Source organism: Caballeronia arationis (assembly GCF_001544975.2).
In the GTDB taxonomy this organism is placed as follows: Bacteria; Pseudomonadota; Gammaproteobacteria; order Burkholderiales; family Burkholderiaceae; genus Caballeronia; species Caballeronia arationis.
The window spans coordinates 1-21158 of the sequence record NZ_FCOG02000057.1; the positions used below are offsets into that span (position 1 = coordinate 1).

The 21158-nt window shown below is 62.6% G+C and carries 23 protein-coding genes and 2 pseudogenes; 12 read left to right on the forward strand and 13 right to left on the reverse strand.

Annotated elements, in window-relative coordinates; translation table 11 throughout:
* On the forward strand, positions 1 to 488 hold a 488-nt coding region (locus AWB81_RS26360), incomplete at its 5' end, for a response regulator (protein WP_144444185.1).
* A gap of 608 nt (positions 489 to 1096) precedes the next feature.
* Entirely contained in the window at positions 1097 to 1219 is a 123-nt protein-coding gene (locus AWB81_RS48350; RefSeq protein WP_268811765.1) for a hypothetical protein, read from the forward strand.
* A 46-nt stretch (positions 1220 to 1265) separates the two neighbouring features.
* On the opposite strand, the gene AWB81_RS26365 is transcribed toward AWB81_RS48350, so the two are convergent.
* The 3 genes from AWB81_RS26365 to AWB81_RS26375 form a co-directional block, all read right to left on the reverse strand.
* Positions 1266 to 2072, reverse strand: coding sequence for a LytR/AlgR family response regulator transcription factor (locus AWB81_RS26365; RefSeq protein WP_062639482.1), 807 nt, complete (start codon positions 2070 to 2072; stop codon positions 1266 to 1268).
* A gap of 17 nt (positions 2073 to 2089) precedes the next feature.
* Positions 2090 to 3190, reverse strand: coding sequence for a sensor histidine kinase (locus AWB81_RS26370; RefSeq protein ID WP_062639483.1), 1101 nt, complete (start codon positions 3188 to 3190; stop codon positions 2090 to 2092).
* Positions 3191 to 3265: 75 nt separating this feature from the next.
* The gene (locus AWB81_RS26375; RefSeq protein WP_062639484.1) at positions 3266 to 3757 is read right to left on the reverse strand and encodes a DUF2938 family protein; all 492 of its coding nucleotides are present in this window, start codon (positions 3755 to 3757) and stop codon (positions 3266 to 3268) included.
* Between the two features lie 568 nt (positions 3758 to 4325).
* Between AWB81_RS26375 and AWB81_RS26385 the strand changes: the two genes are divergently transcribed.
* The 4 genes from AWB81_RS26385 to AWB81_RS48840 all read left to right on the forward strand — a co-directional run bounded on the left by AWB81_RS26385 (position 4326) and on the right by AWB81_RS48840 (position 5329).
* Positions 4326 to 4649 carry a DUF3703 domain-containing protein gene (locus tag AWB81_RS26385; RefSeq protein ID WP_062639486.1) on the forward strand — a complete coding sequence of 108 codons (324 nt, stop codon included), beginning with the start codon at positions 4326 to 4328 and terminating at the stop codon, positions 4647 to 4649.
* Between the two features lie 16 nt (positions 4650 to 4665).
* Positions 4666 to 4893, forward strand: a complete 228-nt coding sequence (locus tag AWB81_RS26390) for a hypothetical protein (protein ID WP_062639487.1) — start codon at positions 4666 to 4668, stop codon at positions 4891 to 4893.
* Positions 4894 to 4933: 40 nt separating this feature from the next.
* The gene (locus AWB81_RS48355; protein WP_268811766.1) at positions 4934 to 5062 is read left to right on the forward strand and encodes a hypothetical protein; all 129 of its coding nucleotides are present in this window, start codon (positions 4934 to 4936) and stop codon (positions 5060 to 5062) included.
* 96 nt (positions 5063 to 5158) lie between these two features.
* Positions 5159 to 5329: a hypothetical protein gene (locus AWB81_RS48840; RefSeq protein WP_374730515.1), complete on the forward strand. Its 171-nt coding sequence runs from the start codon at positions 5159 to 5161 to the stop codon at positions 5327 to 5329.
* On the opposite strand, the gene AWB81_RS46465 is transcribed toward AWB81_RS48840, so the two are convergent.
* Both AWB81_RS46465 and AWB81_RS26405 read right to left on the reverse strand, forming a co-directional pair.
* Positions 5297 to 5704, reverse strand: coding sequence for a DUF7713 domain-containing protein (locus AWB81_RS46465; protein WP_062639489.1), 408 nt, complete (start codon positions 5702 to 5704; stop codon positions 5297 to 5299). The genes AWB81_RS48840 and AWB81_RS46465 overlap by 33 nt on opposite strands.
* A gap of 249 nt (positions 5705 to 5953) precedes the next feature.
* The gene (locus AWB81_RS26405) at positions 5954 to 6301 is read right to left on the reverse strand and encodes an antitoxin Xre-like helix-turn-helix domain-containing protein (RefSeq protein ID WP_062639490.1); all 348 of its coding nucleotides are present in this window, start codon (positions 6299 to 6301) and stop codon (positions 5954 to 5956) included.
* A 353-nt stretch (positions 6302 to 6654) separates the two neighbouring features.
* Here AWB81_RS26405 and AWB81_RS26410 point away from each other — a divergent pair, with 353 nt between their 5' ends.
* Both AWB81_RS26410 and nadE read left to right on the forward strand, forming a co-directional pair.
* Positions 6655 to 7155 carry a CinA family protein gene (locus AWB81_RS26410; RefSeq protein WP_062639491.1) on the forward strand — a complete coding sequence of 167 codons (501 nt, stop codon included), beginning with the start codon at positions 6655 to 6657 and terminating at the stop codon, positions 7153 to 7155.
* Positions 7156 to 7177: 22 nt separating this feature from the next.
* Positions 7178 to 8023 (forward strand): NAD(+) synthase, encoded by an 846-nt coding sequence (gene nadE / locus AWB81_RS26415; RefSeq protein WP_062639492.1) that lies wholly within the window; start codon positions 7178 to 7180, stop codon positions 8021 to 8023.
* A gap of 229 nt (positions 8024 to 8252) precedes the next feature.
* Here the strand turns inward: nadE and AWB81_RS26420 are convergent.
* A pseudogene (locus AWB81_RS26420) lies at positions 8253 to 8417 on the reverse strand (DUF1264 domain-containing protein); the annotation flags it as partial.
* Between the two features lie 1053 nt (positions 8418 to 9470).
* On the opposite strand from AWB81_RS26420, the gene AWB81_RS26430 reads away from it, so the two are divergent.
* The gene (locus AWB81_RS26430) at positions 9471 to 9938 is read left to right on the forward strand and encodes a hypothetical protein (RefSeq protein ID WP_062639494.1); all 468 of its coding nucleotides are present in this window, start codon (positions 9471 to 9473) and stop codon (positions 9936 to 9938) included.
* Between the two features lie 64 nt (positions 9939 to 10002).
* On the opposite strand, the gene AWB81_RS26435 is transcribed toward AWB81_RS26430, so the two are convergent.
* Both AWB81_RS26435 and AWB81_RS26440 read right to left on the reverse strand, forming a co-directional pair.
* Entirely contained in the window at positions 10003 to 10479 is a 477-nt protein-coding gene (locus AWB81_RS26435; RefSeq protein ID WP_087135210.1) for an NUDIX hydrolase, read from the reverse strand.
* An 89-nt stretch (positions 10480 to 10568) separates the two neighbouring features.
* A complete protein-coding gene (locus AWB81_RS26440) occupies positions 10569 to 11771 on the reverse strand; it encodes a zinc-dependent alcohol dehydrogenase (protein ID WP_062639495.1) in 1203 nt (400 codons plus the stop codon).
* Between the two features lie 142 nt (positions 11772 to 11913).
* On the opposite strand from AWB81_RS26440, the pseudogene AWB81_RS26445 reads away from it, so the two are divergent.
* The 3 genes and pseudogenes from AWB81_RS26445 (at position 11914) to AWB81_RS26455 (ending at position 15333) form a co-directional block, all read left to right on the forward strand.
* A pseudogene (locus AWB81_RS26445) lies at positions 11914 to 13081 on the forward strand (zinc-dependent alcohol dehydrogenase).
* A 105-nt stretch (positions 13082 to 13186) separates the two neighbouring features.
* Positions 13187 to 13468, forward strand: coding sequence for a hypothetical protein (locus AWB81_RS26450; protein WP_062639496.1), 282 nt, complete (start codon positions 13187 to 13189; stop codon positions 13466 to 13468).
* A gap of 62 nt (positions 13469 to 13530) precedes the next feature.
* The gene (locus tag AWB81_RS26455; protein ID WP_062639497.1) at positions 13531 to 15333 is read left to right on the forward strand and encodes a RecQ family ATP-dependent DNA helicase; all 1803 of its coding nucleotides are present in this window, start codon (positions 13531 to 13533) and stop codon (positions 15331 to 15333) included.
* On the opposite strand, the gene AWB81_RS26460 is transcribed toward AWB81_RS26455, so the two are convergent.
* Genes AWB81_RS26460 through AWB81_RS26480 form a run of 5 tightly spaced genes read right to left on the reverse strand, consistent with a single transcriptional unit; the run spans position 15299 to position 21157 of the window.
* Positions 15299 to 16294 carry a UDP-glucuronic acid decarboxylase family protein gene (locus tag AWB81_RS26460; protein WP_062639498.1) on the reverse strand — a complete coding sequence of 332 codons (996 nt, stop codon included), beginning with the start codon at positions 16292 to 16294 and terminating at the stop codon, positions 15299 to 15301. The two genes, AWB81_RS26455 and AWB81_RS26460, sit on opposite strands and share 35 nt — an antisense overlap.
* Positions 16295 to 16325: 31 nt before the next feature.
* Positions 16326 to 17285 (reverse strand): glycosyltransferase family 4 protein, encoded by a 960-nt coding sequence (locus tag AWB81_RS26465; protein ID WP_062639499.1) that lies wholly within the window; start codon positions 17283 to 17285, stop codon positions 16326 to 16328.
* On the reverse strand, positions 17275 to 18351 hold the full coding sequence (locus AWB81_RS26470) for a glycosyltransferase family 9 protein (RefSeq protein WP_062639500.1): 1077 nt from the start codon (positions 18349 to 18351) through the stop codon (positions 17275 to 17277). Before AWB81_RS26470 ends, AWB81_RS26465 begins: the two co-directional genes overlap by 11 nt.
* Positions 18348 to 19415 carry a glycosyltransferase family 2 protein gene (locus AWB81_RS26475; RefSeq protein ID WP_374730516.1) on the reverse strand — a complete coding sequence of 356 codons (1068 nt, stop codon included), beginning with the start codon at positions 19413 to 19415 and terminating at the stop codon, positions 18348 to 18350. The genes AWB81_RS26470 and AWB81_RS26475 overlap by 4 nt, the downstream gene beginning before the upstream one ends.
* Positions 19412 to 21157 carry a carbamoyltransferase family protein gene (locus AWB81_RS26480; protein WP_062639501.1) on the reverse strand — a complete coding sequence of 582 codons (1746 nt, stop codon included), beginning with the start codon at positions 21155 to 21157 and terminating at the stop codon, positions 19412 to 19414. The genes AWB81_RS26475 and AWB81_RS26480 overlap by 4 nt, the downstream gene beginning before the upstream one ends.
* Between the last annotated feature and the right edge of the window lies 1 nt (position 21158).

The following is a 21158-nucleotide window of genomic DNA, read 5'->3' on the forward strand; positions in this document are numbered from 1 at the left end:
CCTCGGCTGGATTGGGACAAGGATCCTGTTTCCGGCTATGGTTGCCATACCTTCCTCCATCCACACCGGTATTGCGCACGGGTAATACCGCTGATCCCAGCATTCTGAAGGGACTGCGCGTGCTGCTTGTCGACGATTCGCTGGAAGGCCTCGAAGGCTTCCGGAGTTTGCTTGAACTAGAAGGGGCGCAGGTCAGAGCGGAATCGAGTCCCGAGGCAGCTCTCGAAGCCGCGAGCGAAAGCGAGTTCGATCTGATCCTGTCGGATATCGGCATGCCGACGATGAGCGGCTATGAACTGATTGCGAAGTTGCGCGAACTGCCGGCGTGTAGGGTGGTTCCAGCGATCGCTTTAACCGGTTTCGGACGCGAGCAGGACGCTGCCGAGGCACTACGTGCAGGGTTCGATGCGCATTTGGGTAAGCCTGTGACGCTGAATGCGCTACTCGTGGCTATCGGCGGAAACTTGGGAAAAAGTAGCGAATATTGAGTCGATGCACGAAGCGCTTTCTAAAGTCGATGTGGCACAAAACAGCGTCAAAAGTGCCCGGTTTCAGAGCGGAGGTTCGTTCTCAGCAGACCGTTGCCGCTCAATTGCTGGTCCGCTTTCAGGAACAAGCCGCCGTTCAAGCGTCGACCCAAAAGCACGGGCGAAGGGCCGGTTGGCCGGTTGCATTCAGTGAGAGGCCGCGTCACAAAGCTGCCGGCGGGTTGGGCCAATTTCTTCGATAGAGGGTGCGGTGGCGCGAAAGCGATTCATGGGGTGGTCCTGAACAAACGGTCGGGTGCGCTTGCGTCCGGCAGCGGTTGAACCTGTCGACCGCGTGGTTGACGTCGCGCACCTGACCTGCGCCCAGGAGCAATACCACAGGCCTTCTGCCCGCCGTCGACGGCAGGGTCCGATCCACGCGCGCGACACACTGTCGGGTCGACGCCCTAGACTGTTGCACGACCGCCGGCGACGGTTCATCGCGGGGGCCTGGTGCGACGTGCCGTGCGGAAGATAGTGATGTCCATTGAGGACATCACTCGTGCGAAGGCGTGCAGCGCCCGAGCTCCCACCGTGAATGGACCATCCCATGAAGGAACGTGCTGCGGATGCTCGTGAACCTCTTCGCCCGGCAGCGCACCCCAAGCATCGAGGAGCAATACCTCGCGCGGGCGGTCGATGCCCAGGACTTGCAGGTTCGGCTTCTCGTTCTCGAGCGCGCACGGCCCTAAGGTTCACGACCCCGGCGTCGCGCCGGTGGGTCGCCCCAGCGGCAACTTACATCGGCCGGAAGAGGTGGCCGAACGCGCGGCTGACCTTCAGCGGCCGCTGCAGGCCGCGCACGGCTAGACTGTAGTGGCCGTTCTCGTCGCGCGCCGCGCTCAGGATGGCGTTCGCATTGACCATGACGCCGCGGTGCACCTGAATGAAGTCGGTCGAGTCGATGCGCGCCATCAGTTCACGCAGGCTCATCCGCACCAGCGCTTCGGTCGTCGGCGTCACGACGTTAACGTATTTCTCCGTCGCCTCGAAGCAGATTACCTCAGCCACTGGAATCATACGCACGGTGTTGCCCGCGCCGGCACGGATGACCTTGATGCGTTCGCTCGATCCGGCCTCTGACGCCGCGATCGACTGCATGCGCCGCATCAGCGCAGCCCTGTCGCCCGCATCGGGTGATGCCGTGCGTGCGGCCAGCCGCACTTTGATCCGCTCCACGGTCTGCTGCAGACGCTCCGCCGTGGCGGGCTTGAGCAGATAGTCGACCGCGGCGCGATCGAAGGCCGAGACCGCGAAGCTGTCGTAGGCCGTGATGAACACAAAGAGCGGCTCGGCGCGATCGTCGGGCCATTCGTCCGCCACTGCCTCGGCCACCTCCAGGCCGGTACGGCCGGGCATCTTGATGTCCAGGAACATCACATCCGGTGTCGATGCCAGCCCAAGCTCCGTTGCCCGCAGGCCGTCTTCCGCGACGCCGACGATGCGAAGCTCGGGCCACACCTGTTCCAGCAAGCGGATCAAGGTGCGCGCGAGGACGGGCTCGTCTTCGGCGATGACAGCAGTGGGGGCGTCGGTGAGGGTCATGTCGGCGTCTCGTCGGGTCAATGGCAACGATGATTGGGACCCGCGCTGCGCCGGGTCAGGTGGGGATGAACACCACGGCACTCACACCGGTCGGTTGCCTCCGTTCCAAGAGGAGCCGGGCCGTAGACCGCCTTCAGCCGGTCGCGCACGTGTCGCAGGCCATAGCCGGTGCCGGTGGGGCGGCCGACCGCTTCTTCTTCCTCGTCCGCGGGCAGCCCGAGGCCGCTGTCGTTGATGCGGATCTCGATGCCCGCGGGCATCGCGCGCGCGACCACCTCGATGCTGCCTGAGCCGACTTTGGGCTCCAGTCCGTGCTTGATCGCATTCTCCACCAACGGCTGTAGCAGCATGGGCGGGACCTGGGTGGCCTCCAGGTCGGCCGGGAGTTCCAACCGGAAGGACAGGCGCGGCCCCATGCGCAGCGCCATGATGGCCAGATAGGCGCGCAGTTGAGCGAATTCCCGGCTGAGGGCGACCGACTCGGTCTGCGACGCGGCCAGCGCGCTGCGCAGGTAGACGATCAGCTGGTCGATCATCGACTCCGCCCGATCGACGTCCTCGCGCACCAGCGAGCGCAGGTTGGCCAGCGTGTTGAAGAGCATGTGCGGTTCCAGTTGGGCCCGCAGCAGGCGCAACTGGGACTCGACCGCCAGGCATTGTGCCTCCGAGCGCGCGGCGGCTTCTTGGGCGAGTTGCTCGCGCGTCGCAAACGAGTGCAGGCCCAGACTACCCACCACCAGGGTGAAGAGGATCGGGATCAGGCTGACGCTCAAGTAGCCGACCATGCGAAACGGCTCGCCCAGCAACAGGAAGGCGAACTGGTGTCCCACGAAGAAGCCGGTCGGAATGGCAATGACCCCGGTGAGGAGCCAGCGGGTCATCGATTTGAATCGCGCGAAGGCGCGCGTGTGCCGCAGCAGCAGCACGCAGGCCACCATCATCAGGCCCACGGACTCGTGGAACACTAGCAGCCGGGGCCAGGTGTCGAGCCCAGGGGACAGCACGTACAGCAGCGTCGCAGCGAGCGCCAAGAAGACGGCGGCGAATGCGATGGCGCGCAGCGCGCCTTTCAGCGTGTCGGGCCACAACTCGTCGGTGCGCGTCGAAGAGAAATACATGGTGGGCAGTGGTGCTTCGAGAGTGTGGACCCCCCGGCGAAACTCTTGGGCCAGCGTGATGCAAACGCCAAGCCGCTAGAGGCGCGAGCCCAGCGCCATCACGACCCCGACGCCAAGCCCGTAGGGAATGTGCGAGACCATGCTGGCCAGCAGGGCATTGGACCCGCGCGGCCCACGGCGGCGGAACCAGCCCCAGCCGAAGGCCGGCAGCAACACCAGCCAGGGCAACAGCGAAGCCGCCGCACCGAAGATTACACCACCCCAGAGGTGATGGGTGGGCGCGTTGAAGCCCGCGGCATGGACGAAGGCAGCGTACAGCAGCGCGACCCCGCCGCCGCCGACGAGAAAGTGAAACGCCCAGCCCGTTCGCACCTCGCGCGGCCGTGCCGGGGAGCGGGCGATGTCGGCATGAGCCCATTGCCCGCGCAGCAGGCCCAGTGCCCAGCGGCCGACCAGGGCGACGCTGACGCCGCTCGTCAGGCCCACCCCGGCGGCGAGCGTCTCGGTGATGTCCATCAGGACGGCGCCGACGATGCCGCCCACATAGGCCAGGACAAAGCTGTTCACGGACAGGTTCCTTCGCGTGGAAGCGGGGCGGGATCGACCCGCGAGGTCAGGGTGCCGGATGCAACCCGATTCAGGGTTGGGCGCAGCTGGCGCCGGCGCCGCATTGGCATTGCGGTCCGCAGCCGCCGGCGGTCTGCTCGGTGGCTTGCTGGCAGCCGCAGGTGCAGCCGGTACCGAGACACGTGGTGCAGTTGCAGGGGAGTTGCTGGGTCGCGTTCACGGAGGCGTTCATATGGCGTTCCTTCGGGTTACATCGACGACGGGATGTCTTCGATGGCTGCACTTTCGGCGCCGCAGCAGCGTACGGACAGTCCGATGAGACGAACGGTCGGCGCGCGTGCGGGAGTGGTCTCGCCGATCGACCGAGTGGTCACGCCATCGCGGCGTGCCGGGATGCCGGAGCGCGAATGCTGCGCCGGTCGCCGCCATCGACCGTTCGAGCACGGGTTCGGACCCTTGCCGGACCGATTTCGACTATTGGGCGCATGTTGCTGTCGCTGCCCGCCCGCGTCGCCGACATTGCACAGCGGCGAACACATGTCGCGTTCGCAGGACCAGGAGCACCGACGTGGACGAAGCGTACGAACAGGAAGTGGAACGGGCCAACCAGGCGCTGCGGCGGGCTGACTTCGAGGCCGCCTTGCGGCATCTCGAGCGGGCGCATGTGCTGGCCCAACGGATGACGGGCCGACACGCCTTCATCCATTGGCGGATGTTGGTCGCCGGCCTGCGCCGCGGCGACGTGCGCGAAATCGTCGGCCAGGTGCCACGGATCGTGGCCTCTATCCTGTTCTCGCGCCTGTGGGTGCCGCGCGGCAACAGCGGGCGGGCGCGTGTTAGTGCATTCAGGCCGATGCCCGTGCCCGACGACCTGCGGCACCTCGTGCCTTGAGCCGGGAGATCAGGCTATGGAATACATCGTCGGGACCGCCCTCGCGCTGCTCTTCTGCGGCGCGGCGGCGGGGCTGGGCATGGACCGCGAGCGCGTGTTCTGGTTTTGCATGACCTTCGACGTGACTGCGGCGGCGTTCGTGGCTTTGGCCATGCTGGCTCGCGCCCGTGGGGAGCCAGCGCTGAAGAGCTTCGGTCCCTGCCGAGCCCGGGCGCCAAGCGATCAGGGGCGCAGGTCCACCTAACCGCTGCGACATGGTCGTGCCCGCAGCACGGAGAGTCGTCATGAAGGCCGTCATCCACTCGCGCTACGACAACCCCGAAGTGCTCCAGCTCATGACGCTCGAGCGTCCCGTGCCGCAGAAGAACGAAGTGTTAATTCGCGTGAAGGCCGCCGGCCTCGATTACGGCTAGTGGCACCTCATGTCCGGCAAGCCTTACGCGATGAGGCTCGCGATGGGCCTGACGAGGCCGAAGCAGCGCGTGTTCGGAGTGGGCGTGAGCGGCGTGGTGGAGGCCACCGGCGCCGAGGTGACGCGCTTCAAGGTCGGTGACGCGGTGTTCGGCGCGCCATCGCGGACGCCTTCGATTCGGTCGGAGCAATTCGATCGGTACCGAGCAGGTAAGGCGAGGGGGCCGAAGGTAATGTCAGGCCTCGTCGCTCGGGTCGAGCATCTCTAGCCGAAACTGCCATCCTTCGAATGCTAATAGCATTGCACCGAAATCGTTCCATTCGACTCGCCGTCCGTCTATGATCACGCACGGCTGACAAGCGGTTTCGTCCCCATTCCACTCAACGCGGCCGCGGACCATCATCTCGGCAATCTGCAGGCCGCCGGCATCGGATCTCAGGTGCTTCGCCGCCAACGCCCGCTGCATCTTCTGAATCGACTTTCCCAACAGGGCGAACGGCTCCGATTCAGCGTCACCGAGTATCTGAAAGCGGTAGCCTGCGGAATCGTCGTCGCCTGCAAGCTCAAATGCCTCGAGCGACAGTTGCTCTCCGAGCAGCAAACTGCGGAAGTGGAACTCGTGTTCATTGCCGCTCGCATCCAACGTGGTGGTTTTCAGCGACCCGCTCGGCGCCGGGAATTCAGAGCAAATGGTGCAAGGCAGGAGGAAAGGCGAGGTCTGCTGTTATCGCGCAGCGCGGTCAATTCTTCCAGCGACAGTTACAACGCCTCGATCCCTTCTCGGTTGAAGCATCCGCCCTTCAGCGCGGCGCCGGTGCCGCTTAGGGGCGATCGGCCCAGCGCGGTGTGTGCGCTCGATAGAGCGTGGTTCCCGTCGGCAGATCGGTGAGGATCATCCAACGAAACCTGCACTGATCGACTCCAGGTAGTCAATCGCATCCTCCGTCCTGCCGTCCTGGGCCAACTGGAGGATCGTCTTATGGCGAAAGGCAGGAATTGGATGATTTTTGATGAGAAACAGCGCGCGGTCGAGGTCCGGTTGGACCGCGACCGCCGCCGACACTACGCGCATGAGCTCACGCAGGGCGGCCTGCAATCTCGGCGACTCGGGATGCGTGCGCAGCGTGTTCCGGTGCACGCCTGCGATGGTGGCCAAATCTTGCTGCTGCAGGCCGAGCACGTTGGCGAGATTGATCGCCGAAAGTCGGGACGTTCCCGCTTCTCGGGCAGACTTCAGCACGTCGGAGCTAAATCAGATGTCGTGTTCTGGATGGATGATTTACGCTATTTTCAACGGTTTGAATCCACGTAGTGTCGAAGGACGGCCCTGATCGGACAGGGGCGAGTCAGACCGTTCAGCGAATGCAAGCAGACCGTGGGCCACGTGTCGAAGGCGTCTTCGACTGCTGCACGATTGCCTGATCCGGATCGGCCCGCGTGAATGCGCGCGGGTTCTTCGTGTCCCGGTGAGGGTTTGGGTTTGCGTACCGCCACTCGTACGAATGGTCCTGGGTTTCCACGTCCATGCAGCCATGGTGCGGCGATTGCTGTTCTGCGTGAAACGAAGATCAGAACGAAGAGCGAGGTGACAACTTGGACATCCCCCGGCAAGTCGTATCCTTTCTTGGCTCCCGCGGCTTGATGCTTGCAACGGCAGAATCGTGCACTGCGGGTTACATGGCGTCGCTTGTTTCGTCGGTGCCGGGAAGCGGAAGCTGCCTGGACGTTGGCTTCGTCACCTATTCGCCTACGGGCAAAGCTGGGTTCCTCGGCGTACGCGAGGAAACCATGAAGCGTTACGGACTAACGAGCGAAGAAGTGGCACGCGAGATGTCAGAAGGCGCGTTAAGTCAGGAAGCATGCTGCGCGGACGTCGCGGTGTCGAACACGGGAGTTGCGGACGCCGCGCCGGAAGACGGTCCGCCGCCGGGTACGCAGTGCTTTGCGTGGTCATACAAACGACGGAACGGCGCAATCGTAACGTTCAGCGAGACGAAGGTCTTCGACGGAGAGCGCAATGAAGTGCGACGCGCCGCCGCGCTCTATGCGTTGTCGCGCATCGAACACTACTTCAATGGGTTGCCAGGACATTGAGCAAATTGAGACGGAGGCAAGCATGAACGAAAGCGGAAGTGAACTGAAGCAATGGCAGCAGCAGGTCATCCGCGACCTGGGTGTTCGCGAATACTTCGATGCCAATGCGGAACGCGAGCGGCGAGTTTCGTTCCTCGCGGACTATCTGAGCGCGCAGGGGTTGCAAACCTATGTGCTCGGCATTAGTGGCGGCGTGGATTCGTCAACGGCTGGACGCATTGCGCAACTGAGCGTCGAGCGCCTCCGCGAGCGCGGTTATGACGCACAATTCGTTGCGGTCAGGCTTCCATACGGATCGCAACGCGACGAGGAGGATGCGCAAACCGCGCTTCGATTCGTACGTCCGGATGAAACATTGACCGTCGACGTGAAGGGTCCGTCGGACGAGATGATGCAGTCGCTGAAGCGGGGAGGGGCGCAGTTCGTCGATGACTTCCATGAAGATTTTGTGCTCGGCAACGTCAAGGCGCGCGAGCGGATGATCGCGCAATATGCGATTGCCGGGGCGCGGCGCGGCGTGGTGATCGGGACCGATCACGCAGCCGAATCGCTTATGGGCTTCTTCACGAAGTTCGGTGACGGCGGAGCGGATGTCCTGCCGCTATCCGGCCTCAACAAACGGCGCGTGCGCGCACTCGCACGCTCGATGGGCGCCGACGAGCGCCTCGTCATGAAAGTCCCTACTGCCGACCTCGAAACGCTCACCCCGCAACGGCCCGACGAGGACAGCTACGGCATCACTTATGAAAATATCGACGACTTCTTGGAAGGCAAGGAAGTCGGTGGAGAAGTGCTAACGACGATACGCCGCTTTTACATGGCGACGCGGCACAAGAGGTCGTTGCCGATCGAAGTGCCTCGCAATTGATGCGGAAATGCTGAAATCGATCGTCTAGCCTCGCCGGCATTCCAGACGCACCCCAGCGAAGTGAGTCGCAGACCGAGTGGCTTACTGACTCGCTGCGGCGGGGGAGCTTGCTGCTGCCGGCGCCGGCGCCGACGCCATCGGCGCGGAGGCTGACGTGTCGATTGCTGGCCCGCCGCTTGCGTCCATCTTGCGTGAAGCTCATCATCAATTGCGGTGCCCCGTAAGGGAACTCGTCACGATCAATTTGCCATGTATGGAAGGTCTTGCCGTAGGTAGACACGAGGTCCTTAAAATAGACGCGCTCGGCAAGCTCGGGAATGCCGGGCGCGACTAAAACGCCGGACTTCACTTCATAGTGGTGGCTATGCCAGAGCCGCTTTTCTTCCGCGGGCATCAACTCGCGAGGCTGAGCGCGGCGCAAAGGCGCGTATCGAGCACTTCTTCAAGAATCTGTTCGCAGACAATGATGCTCCGGAGGAAGGGGGCATTGCAGAGAAGCGATACGTCGCGGCCGAGCGGTTCTCGCCGGTCGACGAATTGCGAATCGACGGTATACACGCCACGCTGAGTAGCGCCGTCGGTAGACCTCTAGCCAAAGGTTTGCTTGCGGCTCAATGTAGAAAGTTTTCTCGTTTGAAGGCCCAGTCGGTTGCGAGAATCGTAGGAGCGGGCGCTCTGCTTGTGAGGTCCATACTGCAGGTTGATTCTTGATGTCGTCCGAGTGGTGTTGATATGCGGAACCGTCTGGCGATTATGTGGCTTTTCAAACTCTCCGCAGTTTGGTCTCACACCTCAAATCCGATCTTCGAACAGCACGGCGAACTTGCCGACCACCCGGCGCTCAAGGTTACGAAGGTAGCAGGTCGCAGCCTGCGGTTCGCACGGCGCGGACAGCCAATTCTTGGCGGCTTACATGCGAGATGGCCCGCGCGGACGTTGAATCACGTCAAAACGCTTTCTTATGACCGTCTTCATCTCGAGTGTGCGGTTCCGGCGGGCTCTCCGACTTCGCACCCTCGACCGGCTTCGATCGGCGACATCGATACCGGGTTCGCTCTGCGGACTAGCCCGATCGGATTTGCGGTCGGTTTGATTCTCGACCCGACGGAGAGGAACGCGCGTGCTTCACGTTCGGCTGTCTGCTGCGAGCCTCAGCGCAAGGGAAGGTCGCGCTGGCGTGATGCGGTCGGAGAATTGCTGCCGCGTTGTGGTTAGCGCATGCCGTCGACGTCAACATCGCGATTGAAGGGCACGAGGGTCATATCAGCATCTCCTGCGCCACCGTCGTGCTGCGAAACCGTGGTCAGCGTTCATCCTTTGCGGAATGCGGCTTGCTGAATCAGGCCCACGCTCGCATGTGGACGGCGACATCCATCTCGCCCGTGCGCGAAGCTGGCGGCGACTCGAACGATCGGGTTACGTGGGGTCACTTCATCGAGGGAAAAGAATGAAAACCGCATTGCGAATGACGCTGACGCGGGCCGTCTGGTCGGGCGGTGCCGCGGGGCTTGCATCGGCGCTCGCCGCGGCGGCGGGTGCAAAACGGTCGCGCTGCACTCCATACGCTGCTCTGAACGCAGTCACACATTGCCTGTGGCAGGACGCCGCGCTGCGCGAGGACGCGGTGAGCGTGCGTTATACGGGACTGGGCGCAAGCATTCATCTTGGTAGCGCCGTTTTCTGGGGAGTATTGTTCGAAGCGCTTTGCGGACGTGATGCGCGCGCCGGCAAGGTGGCCGCTGCAGCCGCGACGACTGCCGCAGTCGCATATGTCGTCGATTACCATGTAGTGCCCGACCGCCTTACGCCAGGATTCGAAGTACACCTGTCGCGACAGGCGCTGGGGCTCACGTATCTCGCACTTGCCGCAGGCTTCGCAGCAGCGGCGCTCGCTCGTTCAAATAGCGCCCGGTGAAGGAACGAACGACGCCTTCGCAGCGTCAATAAGCGCGTTCCACGGCCTTCCCTGGCTCGCATATTCACAGCGACTCCCGCGTGAACGCCTCCGCGTCCGGAGGAAATGCACTGCACGCCTTGTGTAACTGGCGAGTGGGCGGCCGGCACGCCGCCTGTGAACGAGATTCGCGGTCGCTTTCGCAGGTGCGCGACATGATACCGACAATGCCCTTTGTCGATATGCTTGCGGCAAGGCGCTGCACTTCGTCAAATCCCACCCATTGACACTGCCAAATCTCGCTGGACGGCTCTGCTACTGCATCCGTCGAAAAGTCCGCGACAAAGACATAGTGGCGAGTCGCCGCGCCCCAGAATTCAAATAGATAATGAACTGCAAGGGCTGCGATTCGGGTCTCTTCTAGCAGTTCGCGCGTAGCCGTCGAGGAGAGCGACTCGTCGATTTTTCGACGGCCTCCCGGAAGCGCCCACCGGCCGCGTCTCTTGCGAACGAGCAAGATCCGGCCGTTTCTCGCACATACGACGCTGGCGCGGTGTTTCATTGGTTGAGTTCTTGACTATTGCGAGACGGATGATTTGCCGTCGATAGCAATCCCCGTTCCAATGCGATCTCCTTCAGATGACTTGCGATTCAGACGTCCAGCTTCACCTTGAGCCAGCCCGGCTGTCGCAAATCGAACGCTTTATAGGCATCGATCACGTTCATTATCGGCTCGCGGTTAGTCAGCACCAGCAACGGATCGAACGACCCGTTGCGGACGCGCTCGACAAGATCCGGCACGATCGAACGGTGATTGCAGTTGCCCATCTTGAGCGTCAGGTTCTTGTTCATCGCGGCGCCTATCGGGAAAAAGCGGTCGTTCGGCGGATATACGCCGATCACACCGAGCGTGCCTGCCTTTGCGAGCGCGGCCACGGCCCAATCGAGCGCCTGCGTAGGCGCATCGCCGGGTACCCAGTTGCCGCCCGTGGTGTGTTGCTGAGGCGTGACCTCGCGGCTTTCCGCCTCGCCTTGTTGCGCCGCTTCCGAAGAAGCAGCCGGGCCGGTGTGCGCATGCTGAGCGTCGACACCGACAGCATCGATTGCGCGATCGACGCCGATGCCGCCCGTGAGCGAAAGAATGGCCTCCGCCGGGTCTTCTTCGTCGAAGTTCACTGTCTCCGCGCCTTGCGCCCGCGCAGTTTCGAGACGATCCGGCAGGCGGTCCACGACGATCACCCGCCCTGCGCCGAGCAGCCACGCGCTTGCGATCGAGAATTGTCCGACCGGCCCTGCTCCGAACACGACGACAGTGTCGCCGCCTGTCACCTCGGCGAGTTGCGCCCCGAAGTAGCCGGTCGGAAATATGTCGGACATGAGGATCGCGCGGTCGTCGTCGATACCATCGGGCAGCCTGACGAGACTTGCGTTCGCGAATGGCGTGCGTGCATATTCAGCTTGTAATCCGTTGATCGGGCCGGTGGACTTCGGTCCGCCGAAGAAGGCCGTGCCCGCGCTTGCACCGTTGGGGTTAGCGGTGTCGCACTGAGCCGTATAGCCAAAGCGACAGTAGGAGCAGAAGCCGCAGGAAATCGTAGACGGGATCAGCACCCGGTCGCCGCGCTTCAGGTTGCGCACGCCTTTGCCCACTTCCTCGATGACGCCGACGCCCTCATGTCCGAGTATCGTTCCCGCCTGCATGCCGCCGAGCGTGCCTCGGATCATATGTAAGTCGGTGCCACAGATCGCGCTGGATGTGAGGCGCACGATCGCGTCGTTGTCGCGCTCAAGCGACGGGTCGGGTACGGTGTCCAGCGAGATATTGCCAATGTCGTGGAAGACGACTGCTTTCATGGGATCTCCTTCGAAGCGGTTCGAGACGCATCTTTCAGCAACCGTTGCGCCTAGCGCGATAGCCCCCGTGCCTGAGGGGCATCCTGATTGCTATACCAACGATAGCTTGAGTCTCAACCGGCGATGACTCGTGGAGGCGATCGTGAAAGCACTCAGGTGGCATGGAAAAAAGGACATTCGATGTGACACAGTTCCTGATCCACAAATCGAGCAGCCACGCGACGCAATCGTCAAGGTCTCGTCTTGCGCTATTTGCGGCTCGGACCTCCACCTTTTCGACGGCTTCATGCCGGGCATGGAACCCGGCGACATCGTGGGCCACGAATTCATGGGCGAGGTCGTCGAGGTCGGAAAGGGCAATTCCGCGCTCAAGGTCGGAGAGCGCGTCGTCGTGCCTTTCACCATCATTTGCGGCGAATGCGAGCAGTGCAAGCGCGGTTATTTTTCAGTTTGCGAACGCTCGAACCGCAACAGGGACGCTGCCGACAAGCTGTTTGGACACACGTCAGCCGGCCTCTTTGGCTATACGCACTTGACGGGCGGTTACGCGGGCGGTCAGGCCGAGTACGTGCGCGTGCCGTTCGCGGACAAGACGCACGTCAAGATTCCCGAAGGCCTGAGCGACGAGCAAGTTCTCTTTCTCGGCGACATCTTTCCGACCGGCTGGCAGGCAGCCATGCAATGCGACATCGAGACTACTGACACAGTCGCAATCTGGGGCGCGGGGCCTGTCGGACAGATGGCAATCCGGAGCGCCGTCTTGCTCGGCGCAAAGCAGGTGATTTCGATCGACTGCGTGCCCGAGCGCCTCGCGATGGCGCGTGCGGGCGGCGCCGTCACGATCGACTTCGAGGAGGAGAGCGTGCTCGAACGCCTCAACGACCTGACTCGCGGCAAAGGCCCCGAAAAGTGCATCGACGCGGTGGGCATGGAGTCGCACGCTACGCGCTCCATCGATTCGATTTACGACCGCGCGAAGCAGGCCGTGATGCTTGAGACAGACCGCCCCCATGTGCTGCGAGATGATCTATGTGTGCCGTCCTGCCGGCACGCTGTCGGTGCCGGGTGTCTATGGCGGACTCATCGACAAGATTCCATTCGGCGCATCGATGAACAAGGGACTGACCTGGCGCAGGGGGCAAACGCACGTCAACCGCTGGACCGATGATCTGCTCAAGCGCATCCAGGAAGGGCAAATCGATCCCTCCTTCGTCATTACGCATCGAATGCCGCTCGCGGATGGACCGTCCATGTACAAGACATTCCGTGACAAGGAAAACGGCTGCATTAAGGTCGTTCTGAAGCCATAGACGTTTCTTGATCGGCCCTTGCAGATACGTTCGCTTTGCGCGGACCTCGGGCGGGTCTGCGGTGTGTTTTAGTTACGGACGCGTTGAGTCCGTCAAGGAGAGGCAATGAAAACAACCGCCATCGTTATAGCAACGGGCGCGGCAGCTCTATTGAATGTTATCGCGCCGCGCATCGCTCGCGCCAAGACCTCGGCGGCGCCGGGAACCTCGCAGTATGGAAGCGGGTCGGGAAAGTCCGCGGCGGTCGAAGGCGGCGCCGGAGCTGCGGGGCAGCAGGGCACGGACCCCGCTACGCTCAGCCGCACGGAGGAACAGCGTATCGAGCGGCAGACCGCGAGAAGTGGCAATCCCCAGGCGGGCTTGAGGCGGCAGGATTGGAAACAGTAAGCCACCGAGCCACGCGAACGGCGATGGCTCATTGACGGTGTCACCTAAATCACAATATTTTAATGAATGATAGCCCCAAGGCGAACGCACGCAGTCGTAGACCTCTCGACCCCGAACTCGAAACGGCCCTTCGGAAGGTCTTCGGCTTTCCGCATCTGCGTCCCGGTCAGGAGGAGGTGATTCGCAGTGTCATCGAGGAGCACGATACGCTTGCCGTCATGCCCACTGGCGCCGGCAAATCGTTGTGCTACCAGTTGCCCGCGCTGCAGTTCGATGGCATGACAGTCGTCGTGTCGCCGCTCATTTCGCTGATGCGCGATCAGGCGGTCAAGCTGAAAGACGCCGGCGTCGCCACGGCGGTCATCAACAGCACACTGTCGGCGAGCGAAGACCACGAGGCCATGCAATCCCTGGCGAATGGCGCGATACGCATTCTGTTCGTCACGCCGGAGCGGCTCGTCAACGCGGAGTTCACGGCAACGCTCGCTCGCGATGAAGTGCCGGGCGTATCGCTTGTCGTGATCGACGAAGCGCATTGCATTTCTCAATGGGGCCACGACTTTCGGCCCGCCTATGTGGAGCTGATTCACGCGATCAAGCTGCTCGACCGTCCACCCGTACTCGCGCTGACCGCGACCGCCACGCCTGCCGTCATCGCGGACATCGTGAACGAGCTCCAGATGCAGCGTCCGAACATCATCAACACGGGCGTGTATCGCGAGAACCTGCACTTCGCCGTCGAGCAGCTGACCAATATCGAGGACAAGCGCACGCGCGTGGTCGAACTGGCGAGTACGACCGAAGGCAGCGGCATCATCTACTGCGCGACCATCGCCGAATGTGAGGCATTGCATGCGCTGCTCATCGAAGCGGGCGTCGATGCCGGGCGATATCACGGCAAGCTGGCGGCGAGGATGCGCTCCGAATCGCAAGATGCGTTCATGGAGAATCGCACACGCCTGATGGTGGCGACCAACGCATTCGGCATGGGCATCGACAAACCGGACATTCGCTTCGTGATTCATGCGCAGATGCCCGGCAGCCTCGATGCCTACTATCAGGAAGCAGGACGGGCCGGCCGCGACGGCGAGGTCGCGCGCTGCATCTTGTTGTTCGAGTTGAGGGACAAGCAGGTACAACAGTTCTTTCTGAGCGGACGCTTCCCCAGCGCCGAGACGATTCGCCGCGTTGCTAAAACGGTAAGCGAACTCGCGCGCGAAGGCGGGGGCGACACGCTGGAAAAGCCGCTCGAACGCCTGCGTGAAGCGCTGCCGACCATTGGCGCGAACAAGCTGCGCGTGGCGGTGGCGCTGCTCAACGATGTCGGCATGACGCGTCGCACGCGGCGCGGCGGCATGAAGCTGATCGACGACGGCGCGGCTTTCGCCCGTCTGCACGACGCGGCGAGCGAATACACGGCGCGAGCCGGGCGCGATCGCGCCGTGCTGGAGCGCATGATCGACTATGCGCAAAGCGCGCGCTGCCGCTGGCGCATGCTGCTCGAGTATTTTGCCGACGACGCCAGTGACGCACGCATGCGCGGGCCGCTGAAGTCGACGGAGGTCAGCTACCGCAAACCGGAAGACGAACTCGACGGCAAGGCTTGTGGTGTCTGCGACAACTGCGTGCATCCGCCCGAAGTGGTCGAGAGTGCGCGCGAACTGCGCGAGCAGGCCTTGGCGAGTGAGCGGCAAGAGCAGCCGGCACGCGCCGTGGACACGTTCGCACAAGGCGATCGGGTGCGCGTGCGCCGCTATGGCGTGGGCGAGGTCGAACTCGTTAGTGGCGAGCGCGTCGCCGTGCGCTTCGCCGACGACTCGACGCGCGCGTTTATCGCCCGCTATGTAAAGCGTGTGCCGCAGTGAGCGAATCGGCCTGCTGAACGAATTGCCGAAAATATTGCGCGGTACGCCGCAGCCCGTCATCGAGGGACGTAATCGGACGCCAGTTCAGCACATCGAGCGCACGCGAAATATCGGGCTTGCGATGCCACGGATCATCCATCGGAAGCGGCCTGAATACGATTTCAGACGATGATCCTGTCAACGCAACGATGCGTTGCGCAATCTCCAGCATCGACAGCTCCTGTGGATTGCCGAGGTTGATCGGGCCGGTCACGTCGTCGGGCGTGTTCATGAGGCGGATGAACGCATCGATCATGTCGTCGACGTAGCAAAACGACCGTGTCTGCAGGCCTTCGCCGTACACGGTGATGGGTACGCCGGCCAGCGCCTGCATCAGGAAGTTCGACACCACGCGCCCATCGGAAGGATGCATTCGCGGCCCATAGGTGTTGAAGATGCGCGCGATTTTGATGGACAATCCGTGCTGCCTTCGATAGTCGACAAAGAGCGTCTCCGCGCAGCGCTTGCCCTCGTCGTAACACGAGCGCGGCCCGATCGGATTTACATGGCCCCAGTAGTCCTCCGGCTGCGGATGGATTCGCGCATCGCCATACACCTCGCTCGTCGATGCCTGGAAAATCCTGGCGCCGACTCGCTTTGCGAGTCCAAGCATGTTGATGGCGCCATGCACGCTCGTCTTGGTCGTCTGCACCGGATCATGCTGATAGTGGACCGGCGAGGCGGGACAAGCCAGGTTGTAGATTTCATCCACTTCGACATACAGCGGAAAGGTGACGTCGTGACGCATCAGCTCGAAGTTGGTGCTGTCCAGTAGATGCGCGATGTTGTCTTTCGTCCCCGTGTAGAAGTTGTCGACGCAGAGCACGTCGTGCCCTTGCATGACGAGTCGCTCGCAAAGATGCGAGCCGAGAAAGCCGGCGCCGCCCGTCACGAGAATACGCTTGCGATGTGCTTCTTTCATGATTGTCCCTGTCGCGTTCAATGACTCACATTCAATGGCTTACGTCGTGCAACGCGTTGCTCCAGTCGCCTATAAAGCGGTCAATGTGAAAGCGCTCGAGCGCAGCACGTCGCGCGCCTTCGCCGAGCCGACGCGCTTCAGCGGGATCGCGCAGCAGCCGGTGCATTCGATCGACGAGCGTGTCCAGATTGGTATCGATAAAGCCGCTTTCATCATTGCGGATCACGGTGGCAAGCTCGGTTGTCGCCAAGCCGATGATCGGCATCCCGATCGTCATCGCTTCGACTATTGCAAGTCCAAGGCTCGTCCATCGGATAGGATTGAAGAAGAATCGATACTGCGCGGTGAAGGCGGCAAGATCGAGGTTGCCGATTTCTCCGATGCCGCCCGCCACCTCTGCATCCATGCCGACCAGATCGAGCGGCACGCGTCCCGCAACGTCGGCAAAGACGTCGCTGCCGAGGCGCCGTCCGCGGTGCTTAAGATGATTGACTACGACGATCCCCCGTGCTTTCTCACCGGTGTAACGCACGCCCTCCGGCACGATGACGCCGTGTTCGATCACCCGTACCGGCGTGTCCCCCGAGTCCCACATCAGTCGGTTGAAGTGCGTCACATGGACGAGCAGTGTGCGCGGGTCTTGTACCCAGTGGCGTTCTTCGAACGCGTTCTGCTGCGGCGGATCGTGCTCAATGTAGACGGTCGGAAGCCGCCGTTGCGCTTCGCTCAACACGTTCGCGCGGTCATCGAACCAGTGCGTGCGATGCTGAAACAGGATGACGTCAAACTGCTGCGACGCGACCTGATCGATCGGAATTTCATGCACGTTCTCGCCCCACGGGAGCACGCCGACCTTGCCTGCGTAACCGGGCGGATGCGATGGCTTCGTGACGAGATAGAAGTCGTGCGGGACCTGCGTCAGATAATAGAGGTAGTTGCCGTGCACATGCCACGTGAGGATGTGCAGACGGCGTTGGCGGTCAGTCGGCATGGGTCGTCGAAAGCGGTTGAGAAGCATAGCGGTTCAACTGCATGCGCGCGGTATTGAGTACTTGTTGCACGTCGATTGCGAGAGCGCACGGGTGACCGAAGGGACATTCGCTATACGAACACGGGCGGCATGGCGGATAGTTGGCGAGCACGCGATGGCGTTCGTGATCGAGCGGCGCCCAGCGGCGCGTATCGCTACCCGAAGCGATCACGACGCTCGGCGTGCGCATGGCGGCCGCGACGTGTGACAGGCCTGTGTCGTTGCACACCACGAGTTGCGCGCAGCCGACGAGCGCGGCCAGTCCGCCAAGCGAAGTGCGTCCGGTGAGGTCGGCCGCCAGCGGTCGGAGCGACGCCGCGAGCGTTGACGTCAACGTCGTCTCGCTGGCGCTGCCCGTAATGGCGATCTGCCAGCCGTCGCACGCCAGTTCGCGCGCAACTTGGGTAAAGCGTTCGAGCGGCCAGCGCCGCGAGGGCAACTGGGCGCCCACATGCACGAGGACCAGGCGCCGCGCTTCGAGTTCGAAGGCGTCCATGAGCCGCTGGCGTTCGTCGAGATCTTTTGCGCCTAACGGGATCTCGAGCGGCTGGTCGCCGGCGTCGCATCCAAGCGCCTGCATGAGGGCGATATAGCGTGTGGGTTCGGGGAGATCGTCGGGCCATGCGATGAATGAGCCGGGACGCGAGGCTTCGTCGGGCTGGACGAAACCCGCGTGGGTGCGCGCGCTCCATCGCGCGACGATCTCGTTCGCCACGCCGCCGCTGCCGTGCATCTGAATCGCAAGATCGAAGCGGCGCGCGCGCATCATGGCGCAGAAGCCGTTGAGATGCTCGTCGGTTTCGCGTTGCTCAGGGAAGCCGACCGCGCCGGGAAATACGATCAACTCGTCCAGCAGATGTGAATAGCGATCCACGAAAGTCTGCGCCCACGGCAAGCCGATCAATACCATATGCGCATCCGGATATTGCTTTCGCAAGGCGCGTAACGCGGGCACGCAACACAGCATGTCGCCGAGCTGAAGCGCTCGGAAGATTGCGATACGGCGCGTGTCGGCGAGCGCGTTCATACGAAGGGCACCCTAAACTTGATCGCACCATAGAGCCGCCAAAAGACGGACAAGAACGGAATTGCCACGGACGTGTACGCCATTTCGAGTATGTGCGAGGCACGGCGCGTGGTCGTCGCGAGGCGCTTCGCGCAGAACCAGCCGGTCATCGCAAACCACGCGGCGGCTGCGACGGCCGACGTCTTCGGGTGCCCGAGGGCGAACGCGCAAGCAGCAAGCACGGTCGATGCGATGATCGCGTAGTACAGAAACGGAGGCGCGCGCCTGATGCGTTCGCGGAATAGCCGTGGATACTTCTTGTAGAGCAACGCATCGAACTGGCTCTTCTTCTGTTGAGAAAGGCTGACGCCCCAGCGCGCGGGCCGCACCGGATGGATTACGACCGCATCGTCCGCGCGTGCGAGCGCGAACCCCGCGCCGAGCAGCGCGAACTGCAAATCGGAGTCCTCGCGCCACGCCGATGTATAGCGTTCGTCGAACCCGCCGGTGCGCGTCAGCGCCGCGCGCTCGACAAATGCATTGGCCGTCGCGAATTCGGCGCCTGCAAGCCCCGCAGCGTCACGCTCATAGTCGGAAGGATGCTCGGGGATCGGCACGACGATGCGCCCCGAAACCGCTTGCGCTCCAGCGTCGAGCGCCTGCAATCCCGCCTTAAGCCAGCGAGTGGCAGGCTGCGTATCGTCGTCGGTGAAGGCGATGCGTTGTGCACGGGCGGCTCGCCACCCAGCATTGCGCGCGCCAGCGGGACCTTGAGTCGATGTCACCGGCAGGTAACGAATGCGTGGGCCCTGCACCGCATGATCGTGCGCGAGACGTTGCACGTAATCGCGCGTTGCGTCGTCGGGGCCGTCGTCGCATACGATGATCTCGTAGCGCCTCGGATCGATGTCTTGCGCGAGCACGCTCGCAAGGCAGCACGCCAGCATGTCCGGACGACGGTAGGTCGGTATCACGACGGAGACGTCGGGCAACGCGCCGGTGTAGGCGTGTTCGACTGCCGACGCGTGCGCGATGCCCGCTTCGTCGCCGAACATATCCGACATTCCGCCCATCACGGTGCTCATGCGCATGCCCCGTTCTTTTCGATGAGAAACGAGCCGATCACGAGCGCGTCGAGCGGTGACGTCCAGAACGATTCGAGCGCGTCGCGCGGTGAATTCACCATCGGCTCGCCACGCGTATTGAACGAAGTGTTCACGAGCACCGGCACGCCGGTGCGCGCCTTGAACGCGGCGAGCAAGTCATAGTAGAGCGCATGCTGTCCGCGATTGATGGTCTGCACGCGCGCGGTTCCATCGACGTGACGCACGGCGGGAATCTGTTTCTCCTTGCCGGGGCGGACATCGAATATGAACAGCATGAATGGCGCGACGCGCGCATCGACAAACCAGTCGTTGGCGAACTCCTCCATTACGACCGGCGCGACCGGCCTGAAGTCTTCGCGATCCTTGATCTCGTTGAGCTTGGCCTGCATGCCCGGATCGACGGGTGATGCGAGGATCGATCGCGCACCCAGTGCGCGCGGACCGAATTCGGTGCGCCCTTGATACCAGCCGATCACCCGGTTGTTGGCGAGGATGTCGGCGGTTTCTTCGGCGATATGGTCGAGACGACGGTAGGGGACTTTCGCCCATTGCAGGAATTGCTCGATCTCGTCGTCCGTATAGCCTGGGCCGTAATACGCGTGATTCATCACCCAGCGCCTGGTCGTTTCGCCTTGCCTGCGCCGTTCACGATGATCGATCCATAACGCAGCGCCGAGCGCCGTACCGGCATCGCCCGCGGCCGGCTGGACCCACACGTCGGCGAACGGGCCGCGATCGCGTAGTCGCGCATTCATGACGCAGTTGAGCGCGACGCCGCCCGCCATCGCGAGATGATCGAGACCGGTTTGCCCATGCAGCCAGCGCGCGAGTTCGAGTACCGTGTCCTCGAGCACAGTCTGCAGCGAATGCGCGATATCGAAGTGGCGTTGCTCCAGCGGACCGCCGCGTTCACGAGCCGCACCGAACCGCTCGACGAGACGCGGCGCGTCGACCGTGTACGTGCCATCTTGCCGGTACTTCACGATTTCGCGAAACTGGTCCACGTAGAGCGGCTTGCCATACGAGGCGAGCGCCATGACCTTGTATTCGTCGGACGAGTGCAGAAAGCCGAGATAGGCAGTCACTGCTTCGTAAAGCAATCCGAGCGAATGCGGCAGTTCCACTTGCCTCAGACGCTTATACTCGCCGTCGACGAGCTGCCCGAGGCTCGTGGTCACTCCTTCGCCGCGGCCATCCATCGTGAGCACGGCGGTCTCGGTGAACGGCGCGGCAAGAAAGGCGCTCGCTTCATGGGACAGATGATGATCGACGTAATGCCATTCGAAGCGCGGCACCCGGCCGCCGCTCCTGAAGCGCTTCTGCAAGTGATGCGGCGCGCCGTCGATGAGCTGTGCCCTGGCGTTCACGATATAGCTGAGAAAGAGCGGGTCCCACGGCGATTCCGAGGGATTCGTCATCGTCTTCTTGCCCGGTTCGAGCGGTAGCTCGATCGTGGATCGCGAGGCAGAGGGCATCGTCGAGAGAAGATGCGGATCATATGAATACGCCACGTGATCGAGATCGGCGAGTTCGATGCCCGCCTCCTTCAGGCAGTAGTCGATCGCATGAAACGGCAACTCCCAGGTCGAAAACGGTACGGGCCGCTTTGCATGCTTGACATGCGTGAAGCGCTCGTCTTCGGCCGCTGCGATGACCACGCCGTCCTTCAGGAGCGCCGCGGCGCTGTCGTGATAAACCGCATTGATTCCCAATGTGTACATG

Bases quoted from the DNA above. Each gene is read 5' to 3' on its own strand.
- AWB81_RS26460 (WP_062639498.1), bottom strand. From the start codon at position 16,294: ATGAAAGAAGCACATCGCAAGCGTATTCTCGTGACGGGCGGCGCCGGC.
- AWB81_RS26450 (WP_062639496.1), top strand. From the start codon at position 13,187: ATGAAAACAACCGCCATCGTTATAGCAACGGGCGCGGCAGCTCTATTG.
- AWB81_RS26390 (WP_062639487.1), top strand. From the start codon at position 4,666: ATGGAATACATCGTCGGGACCGCCCTCGCGCTGCTCTTCTGCGGCGCG.
- AWB81_RS26435 (WP_087135210.1), bottom strand. From the start codon at position 10,479: ATGAAACACCGCGCCAGCGTCGTATGTGCGAGAAACGGCCGGATCTTG.
- AWB81_RS26455 (WP_062639497.1), top strand. From the start codon at position 13,531: ATGAATGATAGCCCCAAGGCGAACGCACGCAGTCGTAGACCTCTCGAC.
- AWB81_RS26475 (WP_374730516.1), bottom strand. From the start codon at position 19,415: ATGAGCACCGTGATGGGCGGAATGTCGGATATGTTCGGCGACGAAGCG.
- AWB81_RS26365 (WP_062639482.1), bottom strand. From the start codon at position 2,072: ATGACCCTCACCGACGCCCCCACTGCTGTCATCGCCGAAGACGAGCCC.
- AWB81_RS48355 (WP_268811766.1), top strand. From the start codon at position 4,934: ATGAAGGCCGTCATCCACTCGCGCTACGACAACCCCGAAGTGCTCCAG.
- AWB81_RS26370 (WP_062639483.1), bottom strand. From the start codon at position 3,190: ATGTATTTCTCTTCGACGCGCACCGACGAGTTGTGGCCCGACACGCTG.
- AWB81_RS26480 (WP_062639501.1), bottom strand. From the start codon at position 21,157: ATGTACACATTGGGAATCAATGCGGTTTATCACGACAGCGCCGCGGCG.
- AWB81_RS48350 (WP_268811765.1), top strand. From the start codon at position 1,097: ATGCTCGTGAACCTCTTCGCCCGGCAGCGCACCCCAAGCATCGAGGAG.
- AWB81_RS26470 (WP_062639500.1), bottom strand. From the start codon at position 18,351: ATGAACGCGCTCGCCGACACGCGCCGTATCGCAATCTTCCGAGCGCTT.
- AWB81_RS26440 (WP_062639495.1), bottom strand. From the start codon at position 11,771: ATGAAAGCAGTCGTCTTCCACGACATTGGCAATATCTCGCTGGACACC.
- AWB81_RS26430 (WP_062639494.1), top strand. From the start codon at position 9,471: ATGAAAACCGCATTGCGAATGACGCTGACGCGGGCCGTCTGGTCGGGC.
- nadE (WP_062639492.1), top strand. From the start codon at position 7,178: ATGAACGAAAGCGGAAGTGAACTGAAGCAATGGCAGCAGCAGGTCATC.
- AWB81_RS26465 (WP_062639499.1), bottom strand. From the start codon at position 17,285: ATGCCGACTGACCGCCAACGCCGTCTGCACATCCTCACGTGGCATGTG.